Source organism: Pseudomonas sp. 4CAES_32.4 (genome assembly GCF_058136335.1).
The window spans coordinates 2598770-2618860 of record NZ_CM176882.1 but is presented as its reverse complement, the minus strand read 5'-3'; the positions used below and the strand labels follow the sequence as shown (position 1 = coordinate 2618860).

The following is a 20091-nucleotide window of genomic DNA, read 5'->3' as shown; positions in this document are numbered from 1 at the left end:
CATTCCCCTGTAGGAGTGAGCCTGCTCGCGATTGCGGTGTGTCAGTCAGCAATTGTTCAGCTGACACACCGCAATCGCGAGCAGGCTCACTCCTACATTTGGTTTTGTGTACTCCCTCAAGATTGTCTGGTGCCTGCTATGATGCGCGGCATCTCCATCGCTCAGGATCGCGCCGTTCCCCATGGATTACCGCAAACCCTCCGACCGTAAAAGCATGCACTCGCGCATCGTCCAGGAACTGGGCATGCAGATCGTCTCCGGACGCTTCAAGCCCGACGACAAACTGCCCGCCGAAGCCTTGCTCTGCGAGGAGTACGCAGTGAGCCGGCCGGTTTTGCGCGAAGCCACGCGGGTGCTGGTGGCCAAGGGTCTGGTGTACTCCAAACCCCGCGTCGGCACGGTGGTCAAGGCGCGCCGCGAGTGGCACATGCTCGACCCGGACGTGTTGCACTGGCTGATGCAAAGCAGCCCGCAGAATGAATTCTTCAATGTGCTGACCAGCGTGCGCAGCATCATCGAACCCGCCGCTGCCGCCCTCGCCGCCCAGCATGCAACCGATGCCGATATCGCGGCGATTGGTGAAGCGTATCAACGCATGGAAGCGGCGCCGACCCCGGAGGCTTTGTTGCAGCCGGATCTGGATTTCCATAGCCGGATCGCTGACGCGACGCACAATGATTTGCTGGCGAACCTGTGCAACATGTTGTCGGTGGCGATTGCCGAGGCGTTGAAGCATTCGAATCAGCGGCCGAATCTGCATGAGTTGGCATTGCCACGGCATAAGGCGATTTTGACCGCCATCGAAAACCGTGATGCCTTGGGCGCGCGCCACGCAACGCTCGTACAGCTGGATGATGCGCGTAGTGCGCTCAGCGTTGTGCTAGGTACCGAACTCTCCTAATACACCGCAATTCCCCTGTGGGAGCTAGCCCTGCTAGCGATAGCGATCTGTCCATGGCCTCTCTGCCAACTGACACACCGCTATCGCTAGCAGGGCTAGCTCCCACAGGGGTTTAGTGTGATTTTCGAGAGACAAAAAAAGCCGCAACCCTAAGGTTGCGGCTTTGTCGTTTCAGCCCTTCAGATCAATGCGCAAACAGCGAATTACCCTTCTGCCCCGCCAGCTTCTCCGGCTTGATCAGGAACTTCGCCAGTGCCGGCAACAGCCACAGCGCACCGAACATGTTCCACAGCAGCATGAAGGTCAGCATCAGGCCCATGTCGGCCTGGAACTTGATCGCCGAGAAGATCCAGGTGCACACGCCGATCGCCAGGCACAGGCCGGTGAACAGCACCGCTTTACCGGTGGATTTCAGCGTCTGGTAATAGGCTTCCTGCAACGGCAGGCCAGCGCGCAGGAAACTCTCCAGGCGGCTGTAGATGTAGATGCCATAGTCGACACCGATCCCCACACCCAGCGCCACCACCGGCAAGGTCGCGACTTTCACGCCGATGCCCATGAACGCCATCAGCGCGTTGCCGAGCACCGAGGTCAGCACCAGCGGCAGGACGATGCACAGGGTCGCCGCCCACGAACGGAAGGTGATCATGCACATCACCGCCACGCAGATGTACACCAGAATCAGGATGGTCAGCTCAGCCTGTTTGATGACTTCGTTGGTGGCCGCTTCGATCCCGGCGTTACCGGCCGCGAGGATGAATTCCAGACCGTCCTTGTTGTTGTCCTTGGCGAATTCCTGCACCGCATGCACCGCACGATCCAGGGTTTCCGCCTTGTGATCGTTGAGGAACACCAGCACCGGCGCCAGCGAGCAACTGTTGTTGTACAGACCATCGGCGCGGGCAATCGAGTTGTTCAGCACGTCCGGGTTGCGCGACAGGGTTTCCCATTTCAGGTTGCCCTCGTTCATGCCCTTGATCATTTGCTTGGACACGGTCACCAGCGAGATCGCCGACTGCACGCCCTCGGTGTTCTGCATCTTCCACATCAGCTCGTCGATCGGCGCCATGGCTTCGTAGCGCGAGCAGCCTTCAGACTTGGTCTTGACCATCACCACCAACACGTCGGAACTGGTCGAGTAGTTGTTGATGATGAAGTTGTTGTCCTTGTTGTAGCGCGAGTCCGGACGCAGTTCCGGCGCGCCTTGGTCGAGGTCACCGATTTTCAGGTTCTGGCTGTACCAGAGGCCGCCACCGAAGGCGATCAGCGCCAGGGTAATGGAGATCGGGGCGACTTTCGGGCTGGCGAAGTTCGACAGCAGGCGCCAGAACGGGTGTTCGCGGTTCGCGTCCTTCTTGCTCTTGGCAATCGCACGCTTGCTGATGCCGACATAGGAAATCGCCACCGGCAGCAGAATCAGGTTGGTGAACACGATCACTGCCACGCCGATGGATGCGCCGATCGCCAATTCACGGATTACGCCGATGTCGATGATCAGCAGCGTGATGAAGCCCACCGCATCCGCAAGAATCGCGATCATCCCCGGCAGGAACAGTTGGCGGAACGTGCGTCGTGCGGCGGTCAGTGCGTTGTCGGCCTCGCTGGATTGCAGGGCGATACCGTTGATCTTCTGCACGCCGTGGGAAATACCGATGGCGAAGATCAGGAACGGCACCAGCATCGAATACGGATCGAGCCCGAAGCCAAAGAAGTGCATCAATCCGAGCTGCCAGACCACCGCCACCAGCGTCGTACTCAACACCGCGATGGTGCTGCGCAGGCAGTTGGTGAACCACAACAGCAGGATCAGGGTGATGACGAAAGCGATGCCGAAGAACATCACCACCATCACCAGCCCATCGATCAGGTCACCGACCTTCTTGGCGAAACCGACGATGTGGATCTTGACGTTGGGGTTCTGCGCTTCGAACTTGTTGCGGATCTTGTCCTCGAGCTCATGGGAGAACTTGCGGTAGTCGAGTGCGAGCAACTTGCCCTGATCTTCCGGGTCCGGATAGGACTCCAGCAGCGGGATGTCGACGATGCTCGATTTGAAGTCGTTGGACACCAGACGCCCGACCTGGCCGGACTTGAGCACGTTGTTGCGCAGCAGATCGAGGCTGTCTTGCGAGCCGTTGTAGCTCTGCGGAATCACTTCACCGCCGGCGAACCCCTCTTCGGTCACTTCGGTCCAGCGTACGCTCGGGCTCCACAATGACTTCAGGCCGGAACGATCAACGCCAGAGATGTAGAACACCTCGTCGTTGATCTGGCGCAGGGTCTCCATGTACTCCTTGGAGAAGATGTCACCGTCCTTGGCTTCCACCGAAATGCGCACGGTGTTGCCCAGGTTCGCCAGATCGTTGCGGTGCTCCATCATCTTCTCGATGAATGGATGCTGGAGCGGGATCATTTTTTCGAAACTGGTCGACGGGCGGATCAGCGTGGCCTGCCAGAACAGGAAAACGCTCACCACCAGACAGATAAGGATCACTGCCGGGCGGTTGTTGAAGATCAGACGCTCAAGTACCGTCGCCTTTTCCTGCTGAGGAGTGATCAAGGAAGTCATAGCCCCGCCTTCTTATTATTAACTTCGGCGCCGTTTGGCTGAGTGGTGTGAACGCCACCCTGCCCGGTCAGAATCAGGTTGCCGTCGCCGGCAGCGGTGACGGAAGACAGCGAAATGCGATCCGGGCGGTTGAACACGCTGAAGGTCTCGCCGTTGTCGCTGCTGCTGATCACCGAACCGCCGTTGCCGACGATCACGATCGAGCCGTCCGGGAGCAAGGTGGCGCCGGACAGGCCGAACTCCAGCGCACCGCGCGCGGCTTTCAGCTCGACCTGCTCCCAGTTGCTGCCGAAATCGGTGGAGCGGTAGAGGTTGCCGCGCAAGCCGTAGGCCAGCAGGGTCTGCGGTTGCGCCGTGCCGATCACGCCGAACAGCGAGCCTTCGTACGGGCCTTCGAGTTTTTCCCAGGTCTGGCCCCAATCGGCGGAGCGGAACATGCTGCCCGACTCGCCGACGATGAACAGCCCGGCGTCCTTCACAGCAGCGATGGCGTTGAGGTGGAACTGGTCTTCGTTGTCGAGGCGGTCGCTGACGTCTTCCCAGTTTTTACCGCCGTCGGTGGTTTCCAGCAGCGCACCGTACGCGCCCACGGCCATGCCGCTGTTGACGTCCTTGAACCAGACGTCGAGCAGCGGCGATTCACGTTTGAGGTCTTCGAATTGCTTGGTCCAGGTCAGACCGCCGTCTGCGCTGGCAAGGATTTGTGCGTCGTGGCCGACCGCCCAACCGTGCTTGTCGTCGACAAAATACACAGCGGTCAGCAGTTGCCGGCTCGGCACTTTGGCCTGGGTCCAGGTTTTGCCCTGGTCATCGGAATAGAGAATGTGCCCGCGATCCCCGACTGCGACCAGGCGCGTGCCGGCGTGGACGACATCAAGAATCAGGCTTTTCGCGGCTTTGCTGGATTCGGTGGCATAGACCACGTCGGCGGGCGCCTCGGCGGCAATCACAGGTGCCGACAACGTGGCAAAGCCCAGCAGAGAGAGTGCTGTGGCCAGCAACGCGGTGTTGCGTAACGCCGGCGGGCGGCAACGACTCATAGACCTTCCCCTATTTATTATTGTTAGGCCATCTGGCCTTCAAGGGCGCCGCAAGTGTGCTCCGCTGATGGCTGCTCAGGAGCATAGTCCTGAAACCCGCAATCCAGAGCCACTTCGGAAGCTGGCTCATCCTATCGGGCTTTCGAAACGTCTGACAATCGGCGCCACGTTATCTTTTGTTAACCACATGACTGGCAAATCCCCCTGTAGGAGTGAGCCTGCTCGCGATAGAGGTGTATCAGGTATGAATACATTGACTGACACACCGCTATCGCGAGCAGGCTCACTCCTACAGGGGGGTGTTGGTGGCTGCGGGATTTGAATACATGACCATTCGCCGGGGTGATGCGGCAAAAGTTATCGAGGGGGCTTGCACGATTGGTATTATGGTATACCATCAGACGCACAGACACTCTCAATCCCTCAACGGAGCAGCTCATGAGTTTCGAAATTCGCAAGATCGTCAGCTATGTCGAAGAAACCTTCATCGAAGGCGGCAAGGCCTCTGACAAGCCAGTGACCATGGTCGGCCTCGCCGTGGTGATGAAAAACCCTTGGGTGGGCAACGGTTTCGTTGAAGACCTCAAGCCGCAGATCCGCGCCAACTGCTCCGACCTAGGTGCGCTGATGGTTGAGCGTCTGGTCGGCATTATCGGCGGTGCGGACAAAATCGAGGCCTACGGCAAAGCTGCTGTGGTGGGTGCCGATGGCGAGATCGAACACGCCTCTGCGGTGATCCACACCCTGCGCTTCGGCAACCACTACCGCGAAGCCGTCAACGCCAAGAGCTACCTGAGCTTCACCAACAAGCGCGGCGGCCCGGGCACTTCGATCCAGATCCCGATGATGCACAAGGACGACGAAGGTCAGCGTTCGCACTACATCACCCTGGAAATGCAGATCGAAGACGCGCCGCGCGCCGACGAAATCGTTGTCGTGCTGGGTTGCGCCGACGGTGGTCGCCTGCACCCGCGCATCGGTAACCGCTACATCGATCTGGAAGAACTGGCCGCCGAAAAAGCCCAGTAATCACAATAAAAAGGCATTGCAGGAGCGCTCCATGATTCGGCTCACCGCTGAACTCACCCCGGCTGGCACCAGTTACCTGGCGACCGGCCAAGGCCAGCCCGTGGTTTTGATCCACGGCGTGGGCCTGAACAAAGAAATGTGGGGCGGCCAGATTGTCGGCCTGTCCAGCCAGTACCGAGTGATCGCCTACGACATGCTCGGCCATGGCGCCAGCCCGCGACCGGCCAGCGGCACCAACCTGCTCGGTTACGCCGATCAGTTGCTGGAGCTGCTCGATCACTTGAATCTGCAACAGGCAGCGGTGATCGGTTTTTCCATGGGCGGTCTGGTCGCGCGGGCCTTTGCCCTGCATTACCCGGAGCGCCTGCAAAGCCTGGTGGTGTTGAACAGCGTGTTCAACCGCAGCGAAGAACAGCGTGCCGGCGTCATCGCCCGTACCGCGCAAGCAGCCGAACACGGCCCGGATGCCAACGCTGAAGCCGCATTGTCACGCTGGTTCAGCCGCGAATATCAGGCGGCCAACCCGGCGCAGATCGCCGCGTTGCGCCAGACCCTGGCCAATAATGATCCGCAGGGTTACCTGACCACCTACGAATTGTTCGCCACCCAAGACATGTACCGCGCCGACGACCTGGGCAGCATTCAGGCACCGACGCTGATCGCCACCGGTGAACTCGATCCGGGTTCGACCCCGGAAATGGCCGAGCAACTGGCCCGACGCATCCCCGGTGCGAAGGTTGCCGTGCTGCCCGAGCAACGGCATATGATGCCCGTAGAGTCGCCGCGACTGGTCAACCAGACGCTGCTGGAATTTCTCCAATTCGCACACTCCCGACAAAACCATATAAAGGGGATCGTTGCATGACACTCGCACGCTTCCAGATGTGCATCGGCGGAGAATGGGTCGACGCCCTCTCCGGCAAGACCTTCGAAAGCCTCAACCCGGCCACGGCGCAAGCCTGGGCCGAACTGCCTGACGCCGATGAAGCGGACGTCGAACGCGCCGTGCAATCGGCACAAGCCGCTTTCGACAGCCCGGCGTGGCGTGGCCTGACCGCCACCGCGCGCGGCAAATTGCTGCGTCGCCTCGGTGACCTGATCGCCGAAAACAAAGAACAACTGGCGCAGCTTGAAAGCCGCGACAACGGCAAGCTGATCCGCGAAACCCGTGGCCAGGTCAGCTATCTGCCGGAGTTTTTCCACTACACCGCCGGCCTCGCCGACAAACTGGAAGGCGGCACGCTGCCGCTGGACAAGCCGGATCTGTTCGCCTACACCGTGCACGAAGCGATGGGCGTGGTCGCGGCGATCATTCCGTGGAACAGCCCGCTGTACCTGACGGCAATCAAGCTCGCCCCGGCCCTCGCCGCTGGCAACACCATTGTGATCAAGCCGTCCGAGCACGCCTCGGCGACGATTCTTGAGCTGGCGCGTCTGGCCCTCGAAGCCGGGATTCCACCGGGTGTAGTCAACGTCGTCACTGGTTACGGCCCGAGCACCGGCGCCGCCCTCACCCGCCATCCGCTGATCCGCAAGATCGCCTTCACCGGCGGCGCAGCCACGGCGCGGCATGTGGTGCGCAGCAGCGCCGAGAACTTCGCCAAACTGTCGCTGGAGCTCGGCGGCAAGTCGCCTAACATCATTTTCGCCGACGCCGATCTCGATAGCGCGATCAACGGCGCGATTGCCGGGATCTACGCCGCGTCCGGGCAGAGTTGCGTGTCCGGTTCGCGCTTGCTGGTGCAGGACGAGATCTACGATGAATTCGTCAGCCGACTGGTCGAGCGCGCCCAGCGCATTCGCATCGGCAACCCGCAGGAAGACAACAGTGAAATGGGCCCGATGGCCACCGCGCAGCAATTGGCGGTGGTCGAAGGTCTGGTCGCCGATGCCATCGCTGAAGGCGCGCGTTTGCGCACTGGCGGCAAGCGCCCGGCGGATCTCGGCGACGGCTGGTTCTACGAGCCGACGCTGTTCGAATGCGACCGCAATTCGATGAAGATCATGCAGGAAGAAGTTTTCGGCCCGGTGGCTTCGGTGATTCGCTTCAAAGATGAAGCCGAAGCGCTGGCGATTGCCAACGACTCGCAGTTCGGCCTCGCGGCCGGCATCTGGACCCGCGATCTCGGTCGCGCCCATCGCCTCGCTCGCGATGTGCGTTCGGGGATTATCTGGGTCAACACTTACCGCGCGGTCTCGGCGATGGCGCCGATCGGCGGTTTCAAGAACAGTGGCTATGGACGCGAAAGCGGCATCGATTCGGTGCTGGCCTACACCGAACTGAAAACGGTGTGGATCAACCTGTCTCAGGCACCGATGCCTGATCCCTTTGTGATGCGCTAGGAGTCCTGCGAAATGATCGAACCCGGCATTTACAAAGACGTCATGAGCTCGTTCCCGTCCGGCGTCACGGTGGTGACCACCGTTGACCCGGAGGGCGGGATCGTCGGCATCACCGCCAGCGCCTTCAGCGCGCTGTCGATTGACCCGGCGCTGGTGCTGTTCTGCCCCAACTATGCTTCCGACACCTATCCGATTCTGCGTGACAGCAAGAAGTTTGCGATCCATTTGCTGTCCGCTGACCAGACCGCTGAGGCCTACGCCTTTGCCGGTAAAGGCAAGGACAAGGCCGCCGGTATCGAGTGGCATTTGAGCGAACTCGGTAACCCGATTCTCGCTAAAGCCACTGCGATCATCGAGTGCGAGTTGTGGCGGGAATACGATGGTGGCGATCACGCGATTATCGTCGGTGCGGTGAAGAATCTGATCCTCCCGGCGCAACCGGTGACACCGATGATTTACCACAAGGGCAAGCTTGGGCCGTTGCCGACATTGGCCTGACAGAACAACACAAAACCCTGTGGGAGCTGGCTTGCCAGCGATGGCGTCAGGTCAGTCAATATCGGTTTCGACTGTGACGCCGTCATCGCTGGCAAGCCAGCTCCCACAGGAATAAAGGTTGAGGCAAAGAATATGAATAACGAAAAGTACGAAAAAGGCCTGAAGATCCGCACCCAGGTGCTCGGCGAAGCCTACGTCCAGCGCTCAATCGACAACGCCGACGACTTCACCCGCCCCCTGCAGGAAATGGTCACCGAATACTGCTGGGGCCATGTCTGGGGTCGCGAAGGCTTGTCGCTCAAGGAGCGCAGCATGATCAACCTGGCGATGATCTCGGCGCTCAACCGCCCGCACGAACTCAAGCTGCATGTGCGTGGCGCCTTGCGTAACGGCCTGAGTCGTGAGCAAATACGCGAAATTCTGCTTCAGGTCGGCATTTATTGCGGCGTTCCGGCAGCCGTGGACAGTTTCCGGCTGGCCCGTGAAGCCTTTGCCGAAGCCGACGCCGAAGCCTCAGTTAACCCCTCGGCTGTTTAGATGCCCGTCTGGCATGGACAGCCAACCGAAAGAGCGGACCCCATGAAACGCCAGCCACTCGACGACAGCTTCAAGGTCAATCGCAACCCCGTTACCCTGCGCGAAATCGTGCTGGATAAACTGCGTAGCGCGATCATGAATTTCCAGCTCATGCCCGGTGATCGCCTGGTCGAGCGCGATCTGTGCGATCGCCTAGGCGTCAGCCGCACCTCCGTGCGTGAAGCCTTGCGTCACCTCGAATCCGAAGGCCTGGTGGAATTCGCCGATGCCAAGGGCCCGCGTGTCGCCATCATCACATTGGCCGATGCCGTCGATATCTACGAGCTGCGCTGCGTGCTCGAAGGCCTGATCGTTCAGCTGTTCACCCTGCGCGCCAAGGCCAAGGACATCAAAGCCCTGGAAAAAGCCCTCGACGACAACCGCAAGGCGCTCAAGGACGGCGAACTGCAACAGGTGATCGACTCGGTGCAAGGCTTCTACGACGTGCTGCTCGAAGGCTCAGGCAACCATGTCGCGGCCACTCAGTTGCGTCAGTTGCAGGCGCGCATCAGTTACCTGCGCGCGACTTCGGTTTCTCAAGAAAACCGTCGCGGCGCGAGCAATCAGGAAATGGAAAAAATGGTCGCGGCAATCAAGAGCGGCGACCCGTTGGTGGCGCATCAGGCCTGTGTCGATCACGTTCGCGCAGCGGCTGCCGTGGCCCTCGACTATCTCAAGCGCAAACAGGAAGAAACAGGCGCGACGCCTGCGATCACCCTGCCCATCGCGCTGAAAGAACCGCGCATAGGTCAATGACATGTTCAGCCCGAGCTTTTGCCCGAAATGCGGTGGCCCTGACCTCGGTCAGCAGATACCGGCGGGCGATACGCACGAGCGCCTGATGTGCCGCGGCTGCGGCTACATCCACTACATCAATCCGAAGATCATTGCCGGCTGCATCATCGAGCAGGACGGCAAATACCTCTTGTGCCAACGGGCGATTCCTCCGCGCCCAGGCACCTGGACGCTGCCCGCCGGTTTCATGGAAAGCGGCGAAACCACCGAGCAAGCGGCCATTCGCGAAGTCTGGGAAGAAAGCGGCGTGCGCGCGGAAATCGTCTCGCCGTACTCGATTTTCAGCGTGCCGAAGATCAGCGAGGTGTACATCATCTTCCGCGCCATCGCGCTGGAGATCACCGGGCAGTACGGGCCGGAGACCATGGATTACAAGTTCTTCGCGCCTGAAGACATTCCGTGGCAGCAGATTTATTACCCGGCGATCCGGCAGATTCTTGAGCGCTATATCGAAGAGCGCCAGGCTGGGGTGTATGGGATTTACATGGGCAATGATGACACCGGCAAGATTCACTTTATCCGCTGAAGATTACGTTTCCCCCTGCCTGATCGTTCCCACGCTCCGCGTGGGAATGCAGCCCGGGACGCTCCGCGTCCCTTCAACAGCCGAACGCGGAGCGTCCGAAGAGGCATTCCCACGCAGAGCGTGGGAACGATCAGTAGGCTTCAGAGTGGGGCGATGCCTTCGACGATGATGATCTCTGCTCTCGCCCATTCTTCGCGATAACTTTTCGCATCCTGATACGCCGCCGAGTGGTAGCACGCCACGGCCTTCTCGTAACTTTCGAACTCAATCACCACGCTGCGCTGCGGCGTCTGGCGCCCTTCCATCGCCTCACTGCGCCCGCCTCTTGCCAAAAACTTCGCGCCAAACTCGGCAAACGCCGCCGGTGCACGCTGGGTGTATTGGCTGTAGTGATCGGCATCGGCTATATCGACATGAGCAATCCAGTACGCCTTCATAGTGACCTCTTTGTTGATTTTGTATTATGGTATACCAATATATTTCCAACGAACCCTGAGAGTCCAGCATGGCCTTCAACAGCATCGAAGAAATCATCGAAGATTATCGCCTCGGCAAAATGGTTTTGCTGGTCGATGACGAAGACCGCGAAAACGAAGGCGACCTGTTGCTGGCCGCCGACCGTTGCACGCCTGAGGCGATCAGCTTTATGGCCCGAGAGGCGCGCGGGCTGATTTGCCTGACCCTGACCGACGACCACTGCCAGCGTCTTGGCCTGGAGCAAATGGTGCCGGCCAATGGCAGCGTGTTCAGCACCGCGTTCACCGTGTCGATTGAAGCGGCGGTCGGCGTGACCACCGGCATTTCGGCGGCGGATCGCGCTTGCACCGTGGCAGCGGCCGTCGCGCCGAATGCCCGCGCTGAAGACCTGGTGCAGCCGGGCCATATCTTCCCGTTGCGCGCCAAGGAAGGTGGCGTGCTGACTCGCGCTGGGCACACCGAAGCCGGTTGCGATCTGGCGCGCTTGGCCGGTTTCACCCCGGCTTCGGTGATCGTCGAGGTAATGAACGATGACGGCACCATGGCCCGTCGTCCGGATCTGGAAGTGTTTGCGCGCAAGCATGGGATCAAGATCGGCACCATCGCTGACCTGATCCACTACCGGCTGAGCACCGAACACACCATCGAGCGGATTGGCGAACGCGAGCTGCCGACGGTGCATGGCACGTTCCGTTTGATCACCTTTGAGGACCGCATCGAGGGCGGCGTGCACATGGCGATGGTCATGGGCGATTTGCGTCGCGAAGAACCAACGCTGGTGCGCGTGCACGTGATCGATCCGCTGCGGGATCTGGTTGGTGCCGAGTACAGCGGGCCGACCAACTGGACGTTGTGGGCGGCGCTGCAACGGGTCGCGGCTGAGGGGCATGGGGTTGTCGTGGTGCTGGCCAATCATGAATCGTCGCAGGCGCTGCTGGAGCGGGTGCCGCAATTGACCCAGCCGCCACGGCAATTCAGCCGTTCGCAATCGCGGATTTATTCGGAGGTGGGGACTGGGGCGCAGATTCTGCAGAATCTTGGGGTTGGCAAGCTGCGGCATCTTGGCCCGCCGCTCAAGTACGCCGGGTTGACCGGGTATGACCTGGAAGTGGTCGAAAGCATCCCGTTCAGCGAATAACCCGCGCCAAACACAAATCCAAATGTAGGAGTGAGCCTGCTCGCGATTGCGGTGTGACATTCAACAATGATGTTGGCTGATACACCGCAATCGCGAGCAGGCTCACTCCTACAGGGGTTTTGCATTTCAGATTGATTTCTTCGAACCACAAAAAAGGACAGCCGCCAGATAACCGGTAAGGCAAAGTGCTTGCACAAAGTTTGGAATACCATAATATGATATTCCATAGACCGGACACTCCAACGAACGTCCATCTACTGCTCCCGATAGGCGGGCCACAACGCAAGCCCGCTCAAAAACACAACAATGAGGGCGTGAAAATGGTGTTGAACAAAGCTGCAACCGCGATCTTTTTTGCGGGACTGCTCAGCGTCACCGGCCAGGCTGCAATGGCTGCCGAAAGCGTGAATTTTGTCAGCTGGGGCGGAAGCACCCAGGATGCGCAGAAACAGGCCTGGGCCGATCCGTTCAGCAAGGCCAGCGGCATCACCGTCGTGCAGGACGGCCCGACCGACTACGGCAAACTCAAAGCCATGGTCGAGAGCGGCAACGTGCAGTGGGACGTGGTCGATGTCGAAGCCGATTTCGCCCTGCGCGCCGCCGCTGAAGGCCTGCTCGAACCCCTCGATTTCAAAGTGATTCAGCGCGACAAGATCGACCCGCGATTCGTCAGCGATCACGGCGTCGGCTCGTTTTTCTTCTCCTTCGTCCTCGGCTACAACGAGGGCAAACTCGGCGCCAACAAGCCGCAGGACTGGAGCGCCCTGTTCGACACCAAAACCTTTCCCGGCAAACGTGCCCTGTACAAATGGCCTAGCCCTGGCGTGCTCGAACTGGCGCTGCTGGCCGATGGCGTAGCCGCCGACAAGCTCTACCCGCTAGATCTCGATCGCGCCTTCAAAAAACTCGACACCATCAAGAAAGACATCGTCTGGTGGGGCGGCGGCGCGCAGTCGCAGCAACTGCTGGCCTCCGGTGAAGCGAGCATGGGCCAGTTCTGGAACGGCCGCATTCACGCCCTGCAAGAGGACGGCGCCCCGGTCGGCGTGAGCTGGAAACAGAACCTGGTCATGGCCGACATTCTGGTCATCCCGAAAGGCTCGAAAAACAAGGACGCGGCGATGAAGTTTCTGGCTGCTGCCAGTGGCGCCAAAGGCCAGGCCGACTTCTCCAACCTGACCGCTTACGCCCCGGTCAACCTCGACAGTGTGGAGCGTCTGGATTCGACGCTGGCTCCCAACCTGCCGACTGCCTACGCTAAGGATCAGATCACTCTTGATTTCGCGTACTGGGCCAAAAACGGCCAGGCCATCGCGACACGGTGGAACGAATGGCTGGTCAAATGAAAATGGCCGCCACCGCGTCCCGTCCCTCCACTGCCACCGGGAGCGCGACCAGCGCTGCCGGCTCGGCCCACGGAACACAGGCGGTTGCGATGCAGCAAACCCCGTCCCTCAGACAACGCTGGCGCGGCGCCGGCAACCTCGCCCCGGCGCTGCTGTTCATCGGCCTGTTCTTTCTGGCGCCGTTGATTGGCCTGCTGTTGCGCGGCGTGCTCGAACCGACGCCTGGCCTTGGCAACTATGAACAACTGTTCGCCAACTCGGCGTATGCCCGAGTGTTGCTCAACACCTTTTCGGTGGCCGGGCTGGTGACGCTGTTCAGCCTGCTGCTGGGCTTCCCGCTGGCATGGGCGATCACGTTGGTGCCGCGCGGCTGGGGTCGCTGGATCCTCAACATCGTGCTGTTGTCGATGTGGACCAGCCTGCTCGCCCGCACCTATTCGTGGCTGGTGCTGCTGCAAGCCTCGGGCGTGATCAACAAGGCTTTGATGGCGATGGGCATCATCGATCAGCCGCTGGAAATGGTGCACAACCTCACCGGCGTAGTGATCGGCATGAGCTACATCATGATCCCGTTCATCGTCCTGCCGTTGCAGGCAACGATGCAGGCCATCGACCCGATGATCCTGCAGGCCGGTTCGATCTGCGGCGCCAGTCCGTGGACCAACTTCTTCCGGGTGTTCCTGCCGCTGTGCCGGCCAGGTCTGGCCTCCGGTGGCTTGATGGTGTTCGTGATGTCGCTCGGTTACTACGTCACCCCGGCGCTGCTCGGCGGGGCGCAGAACATGATGCTGCCGGAGTTCATCATTCAGCAGGTGCAATCGTTCCTCAACTGGGGCCTGGCCAGTGCCGGCGCCGCGTTGCTGATCGCGATCACTCTGGTGCTGTTCTACTTCTACCTGAAGCTTCAGCCGGAATCCCCGGTTGGCGCCAGTAACGCGAGGTAAGCCGACATGCTCCTGACTCCCAATGCGATGAGCCGCCGCATGCGCTTCGGCCTCTACACCACCACCGGGCTGATCGGTCTGTTCCTGCTGTTGCCGATAGTGTTCATCGTGCTGCTGTCGTTCGGTTCGTCGCAGTGGCTGGTATTCCCGCCGCCGGGCTGGACGCTGAAATGGTACGGCCAGTTCTTCTCGAACCCTGACTGGATGAACGCTGCGGCTGCCAGCCTCAAGGTCGCCGTGCTGACGACAATCTTTGCCGTGGCCCTCGGTTTGCCGACGGCGTTTGCGCTGGTGCGCGGACGTTTTCCCGGCCGGGAAATGCTCTACGGCCTGTTCACCCTGCCGATGATCGTGCCGCTGGTGATCATCGCCGTAGCGGTGTACGCGCTGTTCCTCAAGCTCGGTTACACCGGGACGATGTTCGCCTTTGTCGTCAGCCATGTGATCGTCGCACTGCCGTTCACCATCATCTCGATCATCAACTCGCTGAAGCTGTTCGATCAGTCGATTGAAGACGCGGCGGTGATCTGCGGTGCCTCGCGCCTGCAAGCGGTGTTCAAGGCGACGTTTCCGGCGATTCGTCCGGGCATGGTCGCCGGCGCCCTCTTCGCCTTCCTGGTTTCGTGGGATGAAGTGGTGCTCAGCGTGATGATGGCGAGCCCGACCCTGCAAACCCTTCCCGTGAAAATGTGGACCACTCTGCGCCAAGACCTGACGCCAGTGATCGCCGTCGCTTCGACGCTGCTGATCGGCTTGTCTGTTTTGGTCATGGTCATCGCCGCCGCACTGCGCCGGCGCAACGAAATCAGCGCGTGAGCGCCAGGAGTACGACATGAGTGCCGTGATCAAAGACGCTTCCCAGCAGAATGACAAACCCCTGGTCAGCCTGCGCAATCTCAACAAACACTATGGCGACTTTGCCGCCGTCGACAACATCTCGCTGGACATCAAGGACGGCGAGTTCCTGACCTTCCTCGGTTCCAGCGGCTCGGGCAAAAGTACGACCCTGTCGATGCTCGCCGGGTTTGAAACGCCGAGCAGTGGCGAGATCCTCGTCAACGGTGAATCGCTGGTGAATGTGCCGCCCCACAAGCGTGACATCGGCATGGTCTTTCAGCGTTATTCACTGTTCCCGCACCTGTCAGTGCGCGACAACATCGCGTTCCCGTTGGCGATTCGCAAACTCGCTGCCGCCGAACGCGAGAAGCGTGTCGATGCGATGCTGAAGCTGGTGCAGCTTGAGCAATTCGCCCATCGCCGCCCTTCGCAACTGTCTGGCGGTCAGCAACAACGTGTCGCCATCGCTCGCGCCTTGGTTTACGAGCCGCGCATTCTGCTGATGGACGAACCGCTCGGCGCGCTGGATAAAAAGCTCCGCGAAGACTTGCAGGATGAATTGCGCCAATTGCATCGCCGTCTGGGCATCACCATCGTTTACGTGACCCACGACCAGGAAGAAGCCATGCGTTTGTCGCAGCGCATCGCGATTTTCAGCCATGGCAAGATTGTTGGATTGGGCAGCGGTTACGACCTTTATCAGAACCCGCCGAATGCGTTTGTCGCGTCGTTCCTCGGCAACTCGAACTTCCTCAAGCTCAAGGCGCAGGGCAATGCGGCGGCTTCGTTTGAAGGGCAGTCATTGTCGATTCGCCTGACCGCTGGGTTGCGCACCGATCAGGATGTTTTGCTGATGGTGCGCCCGGAAAAGGCACTGGCGTTGAGCGTCTCGCAGGCGATCAGCGAACCGTTGCCGTCGGGTTGGAATGAGGTTTCAGCGAAGGTTGTGGAGGTGTTGTTTCTCGGTGAGAGCCAGACTTGCAGCGTGGTCACCTCGGGCGGCACTTCGATGACGGTGAAAGCACTGTCAGCCGCCGGCATGCCGCTCAAGGCTGGCGACCCGGTGCAAGTACGCTGGGCGACGGCTGACGCCTGCGTTTACACCGAATGGACCGAAAGCGACCTGAACAAAGCCGCAGGCTCCCACTGAAAACCCCTGTAGGAGCTGCCGCAGGCTGCGATCTTTTGATCTTGCCGTTAAAAACAAGATCAAAAGATCGCAGCCTCGTTTCACTCGACAGCTCCTACAGGAATGCATTCCAACTGTGAGCGAGCCTGCTCGCGAATGCGCTGTGTCATTCAATGTTGATGTTGACTGACACGGCCTCTTCGCGAGCAGGCTCGCTCCCACAGGGGTTTGGTGGCGCTAGACGATCGGGGTAAGACCTTCGATCTGATCCGGCCAGGCGGTGAGAATTTCAAACCCGGTCTCCGTCACCGCCACCATATGCTCCCACTGCGCCGACAACGAGCCATCCTTGGTCAGCACGGTCCAGCCATCCGGCATGTTCTTCACATGGCGCTTGCCAGCATTGAGCATCGGCTCTACGGTAAAAATCATCCCGGCCTTGAGTTTCATGCCTTGATCGGGAAAGCCGTAATGCAGAATCTGCGGCTCATCGTGATAGACCTTGCCGATCCCGTGCCCGCAATACTCGCGCACCACGCTGAAGCCTTCCTTCTCCGCCAGGCTCTGAATCGCGTGGCCGATGTCGCCCAACGTCGCGCCCGGTTTCACCACGCGAATCCCCGCGCACATGGCGTCATAGGTGGTCTTGATCAGGTGCTGCGCCTCAGGCGTTGCCTCACCGACCACGTACATGCGGCTGGTATCACCGAACCAGCCGTCCTTGATCACTGCGATGTCGAGGTTGACGATGTCGCCATCCTTCAGCGGTGTGCCCGATGGAATGCCGTGGCAAACCACGTCGTTGACCGAGGCGCAGACGGTTTTCGGAAAGCCGTGATAACCGACGTTGGCCGGCACCGCTTTCTGCACGTTGACGATGTAGTCGTTGCACAGTTGATCGAGCTGATCCGTGGTGACGCCAGCCTTGACGTGCGGCACCAGCATCGCCAGCACTTCGGCGGCCAATTTGCCGGCGGCGCGCGATTGAGCGATGTCGGCCGGAGTGTTGATCTTGATCTGGTTTCTCATGCGCTGACGGCTTCCTGAGTCAGTTGATGCAGATCCAGCCCGCCGTTCTGTTCGGCACGGATCAGCAAGCGGCAAATGGCGCTGTGGTCGAGGTTGGGGTGCAGTTCGGCGAGCATGCCGATGCGCATCCAGTGCTCGGCCTGCGCGTTGATCGAGCGGCTGAGCGCGTTGCTGGAGATCCGCAGGTTCTCGTGCATGTCCTCTGAAATCTTTACGATGCCCATATATGGTTCCGATACGATGTGTATATGGATCGTATATTAGCCAAGCCTCGCCGAAGATTGCAAACCCTCAGCCAAGCGCCGCATCAAAAAACGACGAAATGAGCCGACTGGAGCGACGTTCGGCCAAGCAGTACAGATAAGTTTCGGTAAACAACTCTTCGCCCTCGATTCTGATCGTGCGAATTTTCGGGTCGGCAATAAACTCCGCTTCCGACACCACGCCCAACCCGAGCCCACGCACCACCGCCTCACGCAACGCTTCACGACTGCCAATTTCCATGGCGATCCTCGGTTTCACCTGCGCCGCATTCAGTGCCTGCTCCAGCACCAGCCGCGTGGTCGAACCGGGCTCACGTTGCAGCAGCCGCTGCCCTTCCAACTCCTCCAACCGCACGCTGCCGCGATTAGCCAATGGATGCTCATGGTGGGCAAACAAGATGATCGCGTGCCGCGCATAACGCACCGAACACAACGCCAGATCATCCTGACGCCCGGCCAGCACCGCGATATCGGTCACGTAGTTTTCCAGATCAGACAGCACTTGCGCCGAGTTACCCACGCGGATCGACACGTCGATATTTGGATGTTGTTGCAGATAGCTGTCGACCATCTCGATCACGTGAAACGGCCCCACCGCACCGACTTTGAGCTGGCCGCTGTCGAGCCGCCCGGAATCACGCAGCAGGTTATGCGCTTCCAGTTCCAGCAGGGCGATGCGCTGAGCGATAGGCAGCAGTTGCCGACCCACATCCGACAACTCGATCCGCCGCCCACGCCGATGGAACAGCTCCACGTTGTGCTGCCGTTCCAGGCTTTGCACCTGCGTGGTCAGCGTCGGCTGGCTCAACCCCGACGCCCGCGCCCCGGCACTGAAACTGCCGTGGCGGGCAACGGCGAGAAAGGCCCGCAATTTGGCGCTCGACATCCATAGACTCCATCAATAGTTAGCTGCGGTTTCCCATATTGAATTGATTGAATGACTGTCACGTGACAGACCTAGCCTGTGGCAACTCCCAACCACACCGTGGAATGCCATGAAAACAATTAACCAGTTTCTGCGTGCCGCCAGCCTTGCCGTACTTGCCTTGAGTGCCAGCCAGGTCTGGGCCAAGGACAAACTGACCATTGGCCTGATCCCCTCCGAAGATTCCCAGGCGATGATCGAATCGAGCAAACAGGTGCTCGACGATCTGCAAGCCAAAATCGGCATGCCGGTGGTGCCGTTCGTGGCCACCGATTACAACGGCATCATCGAAGCGCTGCGCTCGGGCAAACTCGACGTCGCCTACCTTGGGCCGTTCTCTTACGTGCTGGCGACCTCGGTGGCCGATGTCGAAGCGTTCTCCGTGGCAGTGACCAAGAAGACCGGCCAGAGCGCTTACAAAAGCGTGATTCTGGCGCGCAAGGACAGCGGCATTCACTCGCTGGCTGACCTCAAGGGCCACACGTTTGCTTTCGTCGACCCAAGCTCGGCGTCAGGGCATCTGTTTCCGAAGGCAGGTCTGGAGCAGGCCGGATTCGTGCCGGACACGCTGTTCAAACGCGTGATTTTCTCCGGCTCCCACGACGCCAGCATCCTCGCGGTGGAGAACAGGAAAGTTGACGCCGCTGCCGTGGCTGACCGCATCTTCGCCAGCGCCGTGGCCAAAGGTGTGGTGAAGCAGGATGACTTTGAAATCGTCTGGAGCTCCAAGCCGATTCCCGAATCGCCGATGGTCTGGCGCAAAGCGCTGGATCCGGAGTTGAAGAAGAAAGTCGCTGAGGCACTGGCCTCGATCAAGGACGTGCCGTGGGGCGATCAGGGCGTGCTCAACGGCTTCCAGCCCACCACCGACGCGTCCTATGACGTGGTGCGCGAAACCGCCAAGGTGCTCGATCTCGATTTGCGGAGCATGAAATGATCAGCATCCGCCAACTGACCAAACACTACGGCAGCAACCCGGTGTTGCGCGGCATCGACCTTGAAGTCGCTGCGGGCGAATTCGTCGTGGTACTGGGCCAGTCCGGTGCGGGTAAATCGACGTTGCTGCGCTGCATCAATCGCTTGGCGCAGGCCGACAGCGGCACGTTGAACGTGGCGGGCATCGACGCCCTCGCCTGCCCGGACACCAGCGTTTTGCGCCGTGAAGTGGCGATGATCTTTCAGCACCACAACGTCGTGCCGCGCCTGAGTGTGTTGAAGAATGTGCTGACCGGTCGCCTCGGTTCCGTCGGCACCCTCGCCTCGATTCTGCAACTGTTCCGCCGTGACGATGTGGCGCTGGCGATGCAATGCCTGGAGCGCGTCGAACTGGCGCACAAGGCCGGTGAGCGCACCGATTCACTGTCCGGCGGGCAGAAGCAGCGCGTCGGCATTGCCCGCGCCTTGGCGCAACGACCGCAGGTGATTCTGGCCGATGAACCGATCGCCAGCCTCGACCCGAAGACCGCGCGCCTGGTGTTGCAGTACCTGCGCGATGCCACCCGCGAGCTGGGCATCACCGTGCTGTGCAACCTGCATCAGGTCGAATACGCCCGCGAGTTCGGCGACCGCGTGGTCGGCCTCGCTCACGGCAGTCTGGTGTTCGATGGCAAAGCGTCGAGCATGACCGACGCCGATCTGGCGCGAATCTATCCGGGGCAATCTGCGGAGTCTTCCGTAGCCATCCCGACGCCAACCCTGACTTATCGCGCCGCTTCGAGGGCTTGAG

21 protein-coding genes are annotated in these 20091 nt (G+C 60.2%); 15 read left to right on the top strand and 6 right to left on the bottom strand.

Annotated features, from left to right (window positions below; translation table 11 throughout):
- The first annotated feature begins 181 nt into the window (after positions 1 to 181).
- Positions 182 to 901: a FadR/GntR family transcriptional regulator gene (locus tag AC3Y64_RS11845; RefSeq protein ID WP_016984384.1), complete on the top strand. Its 720-nt coding sequence runs from the start codon at positions 182 to 184 to the stop codon at positions 899 to 901.
- Positions 902 to 1085: 184 nt separating this feature from the next.
- Here AC3Y64_RS11845 and AC3Y64_RS11840 read toward each other — a convergent pair whose 3' ends face one another.
- Entirely contained in the window at positions 1086 to 3470 is a 2385-nt protein-coding gene (locus tag AC3Y64_RS11840) for an efflux RND transporter permease subunit (RefSeq protein WP_489987583.1), read from the bottom strand.
- Positions 3467 to 4510 carry a WD40/YVTN/BNR-like repeat-containing protein gene (locus AC3Y64_RS11835; RefSeq protein ID WP_489987582.1) on the bottom strand — a complete coding sequence of 348 codons (1044 nt, stop codon included), beginning with the start codon at positions 4508 to 4510 and terminating at the stop codon, positions 3467 to 3469. The genes AC3Y64_RS11840 and AC3Y64_RS11835 overlap by 4 nt, the downstream gene beginning before the upstream one ends.
- 438 nt (positions 4511 to 4948) lie before the next feature.
- On the opposite strand from AC3Y64_RS11835, the gene AC3Y64_RS11830 reads away from it, so the two are divergent.
- The 7 genes from AC3Y64_RS11830 (at position 4949) to AC3Y64_RS11800 (ending at position 10277) form a co-directional block, all read left to right on the top strand.
- Positions 4949 to 5539 carry an amino acid synthesis family protein gene (locus AC3Y64_RS11830; RefSeq protein WP_489987581.1) on the top strand — a complete coding sequence of 197 codons (591 nt, stop codon included), beginning with the start codon at positions 4949 to 4951 and terminating at the stop codon, positions 5537 to 5539.
- A gap of 31 nt (positions 5540 to 5570) precedes the next feature.
- Positions 5571 to 6404: an alpha/beta fold hydrolase gene (locus AC3Y64_RS11825; RefSeq protein WP_158957805.1), complete on the top strand. Its 834-nt coding sequence runs from the start codon at positions 5571 to 5573 to the stop codon at positions 6402 to 6404.
- On the top strand, positions 6401 to 7882 hold the full coding sequence (locus AC3Y64_RS11820) for an aldehyde dehydrogenase (protein ID WP_489987580.1): 1482 nt from the start codon (positions 6401 to 6403) through the stop codon (positions 7880 to 7882). Before AC3Y64_RS11825 ends, AC3Y64_RS11820 begins: the two co-directional genes overlap by 4 nt.
- A 12-nt stretch (positions 7883 to 7894) precedes the next feature.
- Positions 7895 to 8380, top strand: a complete 486-nt coding sequence (locus AC3Y64_RS11815; protein ID WP_053121178.1) for a flavin reductase family protein — start codon at positions 7895 to 7897, stop codon at positions 8378 to 8380.
- Between the two features lie 132 nt (positions 8381 to 8512).
- Positions 8513 to 8917 (top strand): carboxymuconolactone decarboxylase family protein, encoded by a 405-nt coding sequence (locus AC3Y64_RS11810; protein WP_150730906.1) that lies wholly within the window; start codon positions 8513 to 8515, stop codon positions 8915 to 8917.
- Positions 8918 to 8959: 42 nt separating this feature from the next.
- Positions 8960 to 9712 (top strand): GntR family transcriptional regulator, encoded by a 753-nt coding sequence (locus AC3Y64_RS11805; protein ID WP_463557803.1) that lies wholly within the window; start codon positions 8960 to 8962, stop codon positions 9710 to 9712.
- 1 nt (position 9713) lies between these two features.
- Entirely contained in the window at positions 9714 to 10277 is a 564-nt protein-coding gene (locus tag AC3Y64_RS11800; protein ID WP_489987579.1) for an NUDIX hydrolase, read from the top strand.
- Between the two features lie 140 nt (positions 10278 to 10417).
- On the opposite strand, the gene AC3Y64_RS11795 is transcribed toward AC3Y64_RS11800, so the two are convergent.
- Positions 10418 to 10714 (bottom strand): DUF1330 domain-containing protein, encoded by a 297-nt coding sequence (locus AC3Y64_RS11795; RefSeq protein WP_489987578.1) that lies wholly within the window; start codon positions 10712 to 10714, stop codon positions 10418 to 10420.
- Between the two features lie 68 nt (positions 10715 to 10782).
- On the opposite strand from AC3Y64_RS11795, the gene ribBA reads away from it, so the two are divergent.
- From ribBA to AC3Y64_RS11770, 5 genes are all read left to right on the top strand, one after another.
- Positions 10783 to 11892 (top strand): bifunctional 3,4-dihydroxy-2-butanone-4-phosphate synthase/GTP cyclohydrolase II, encoded by a 1110-nt coding sequence (gene ribBA / locus AC3Y64_RS11790; RefSeq protein ID WP_440095121.1) that lies wholly within the window; start codon positions 10783 to 10785, stop codon positions 11890 to 11892.
- Between the two features lie 320 nt (positions 11893 to 12212).
- Positions 12213 to 13238: an ABC transporter substrate-binding protein gene (locus tag AC3Y64_RS11785; protein WP_489987577.1), complete on the top strand. Its 1026-nt coding sequence runs from the start codon at positions 12213 to 12215 to the stop codon at positions 13236 to 13238.
- Positions 13235 to 14182 (top strand): ABC transporter permease, encoded by a 948-nt coding sequence (locus AC3Y64_RS11780; RefSeq protein WP_489987950.1) that lies wholly within the window; start codon positions 13235 to 13237, stop codon positions 14180 to 14182. The genes AC3Y64_RS11785 and AC3Y64_RS11780 overlap by 4 nt, the downstream gene beginning before the upstream one ends.
- Positions 14183 to 14188: 6 nt before the next feature.
- Entirely contained in the window at positions 14189 to 14998 is an 810-nt protein-coding gene (locus AC3Y64_RS11775) for an ABC transporter permease (RefSeq protein ID WP_489987576.1), read from the top strand.
- 16 nt (positions 14999 to 15014) lie between these two features.
- Positions 15015 to 16169 carry an ABC transporter ATP-binding protein gene (locus AC3Y64_RS11770; RefSeq protein ID WP_489987575.1) on the top strand — a complete coding sequence of 385 codons (1155 nt, stop codon included), beginning with the start codon at positions 15015 to 15017 and terminating at the stop codon, positions 16167 to 16169.
- Between the two features lie 216 nt (positions 16170 to 16385).
- On the opposite strand, the gene map is transcribed toward AC3Y64_RS11770, so the two are convergent.
- The 3 genes from map to AC3Y64_RS11755 all read right to left on the bottom strand — a co-directional run bounded on the left by map (position 16386) and on the right by AC3Y64_RS11755 (position 18326).
- The gene (gene map, locus AC3Y64_RS11765; protein WP_489987574.1) at positions 16386 to 17177 is read right to left on the bottom strand and encodes a type I methionyl aminopeptidase; all 792 of its coding nucleotides are present in this window, start codon (positions 17175 to 17177) and stop codon (positions 16386 to 16388) included.
- Positions 17174 to 17401, bottom strand: coding sequence for a ParD-like family protein (locus AC3Y64_RS11760; RefSeq protein WP_003225727.1), 228 nt, complete (start codon positions 17399 to 17401; stop codon positions 17174 to 17176). Before AC3Y64_RS11760 ends, map begins: the two co-directional genes overlap by 4 nt.
- A gap of 67 nt (positions 17402 to 17468) precedes the next feature.
- The gene (locus tag AC3Y64_RS11755) at positions 17469 to 18326 is read right to left on the bottom strand and encodes a LysR substrate-binding domain-containing protein (protein WP_489987573.1); all 858 of its coding nucleotides are present in this window, start codon (positions 18324 to 18326) and stop codon (positions 17469 to 17471) included.
- A 109-nt stretch (positions 18327 to 18435) separates the two neighbouring features.
- On the opposite strand from AC3Y64_RS11755, the gene phnD reads away from it, so the two are divergent.
- Positions 18436 to 19302 (top strand): phosphonate ABC transporter substrate-binding protein, encoded by an 867-nt coding sequence (gene phnD, locus AC3Y64_RS11750; protein ID WP_489987572.1) that lies wholly within the window; start codon positions 18436 to 18438, stop codon positions 19300 to 19302.
- Positions 19299 to 20090 (top strand): phosphonate ABC transporter ATP-binding protein, encoded by a 792-nt coding sequence (phnC, locus tag AC3Y64_RS11745; protein ID WP_158957831.1) that lies wholly within the window; start codon positions 19299 to 19301, stop codon positions 20088 to 20090. The genes phnD and phnC overlap by 4 nt, the downstream gene beginning before the upstream one ends.
- Position 20091 lies beyond the last annotated feature (1 nt).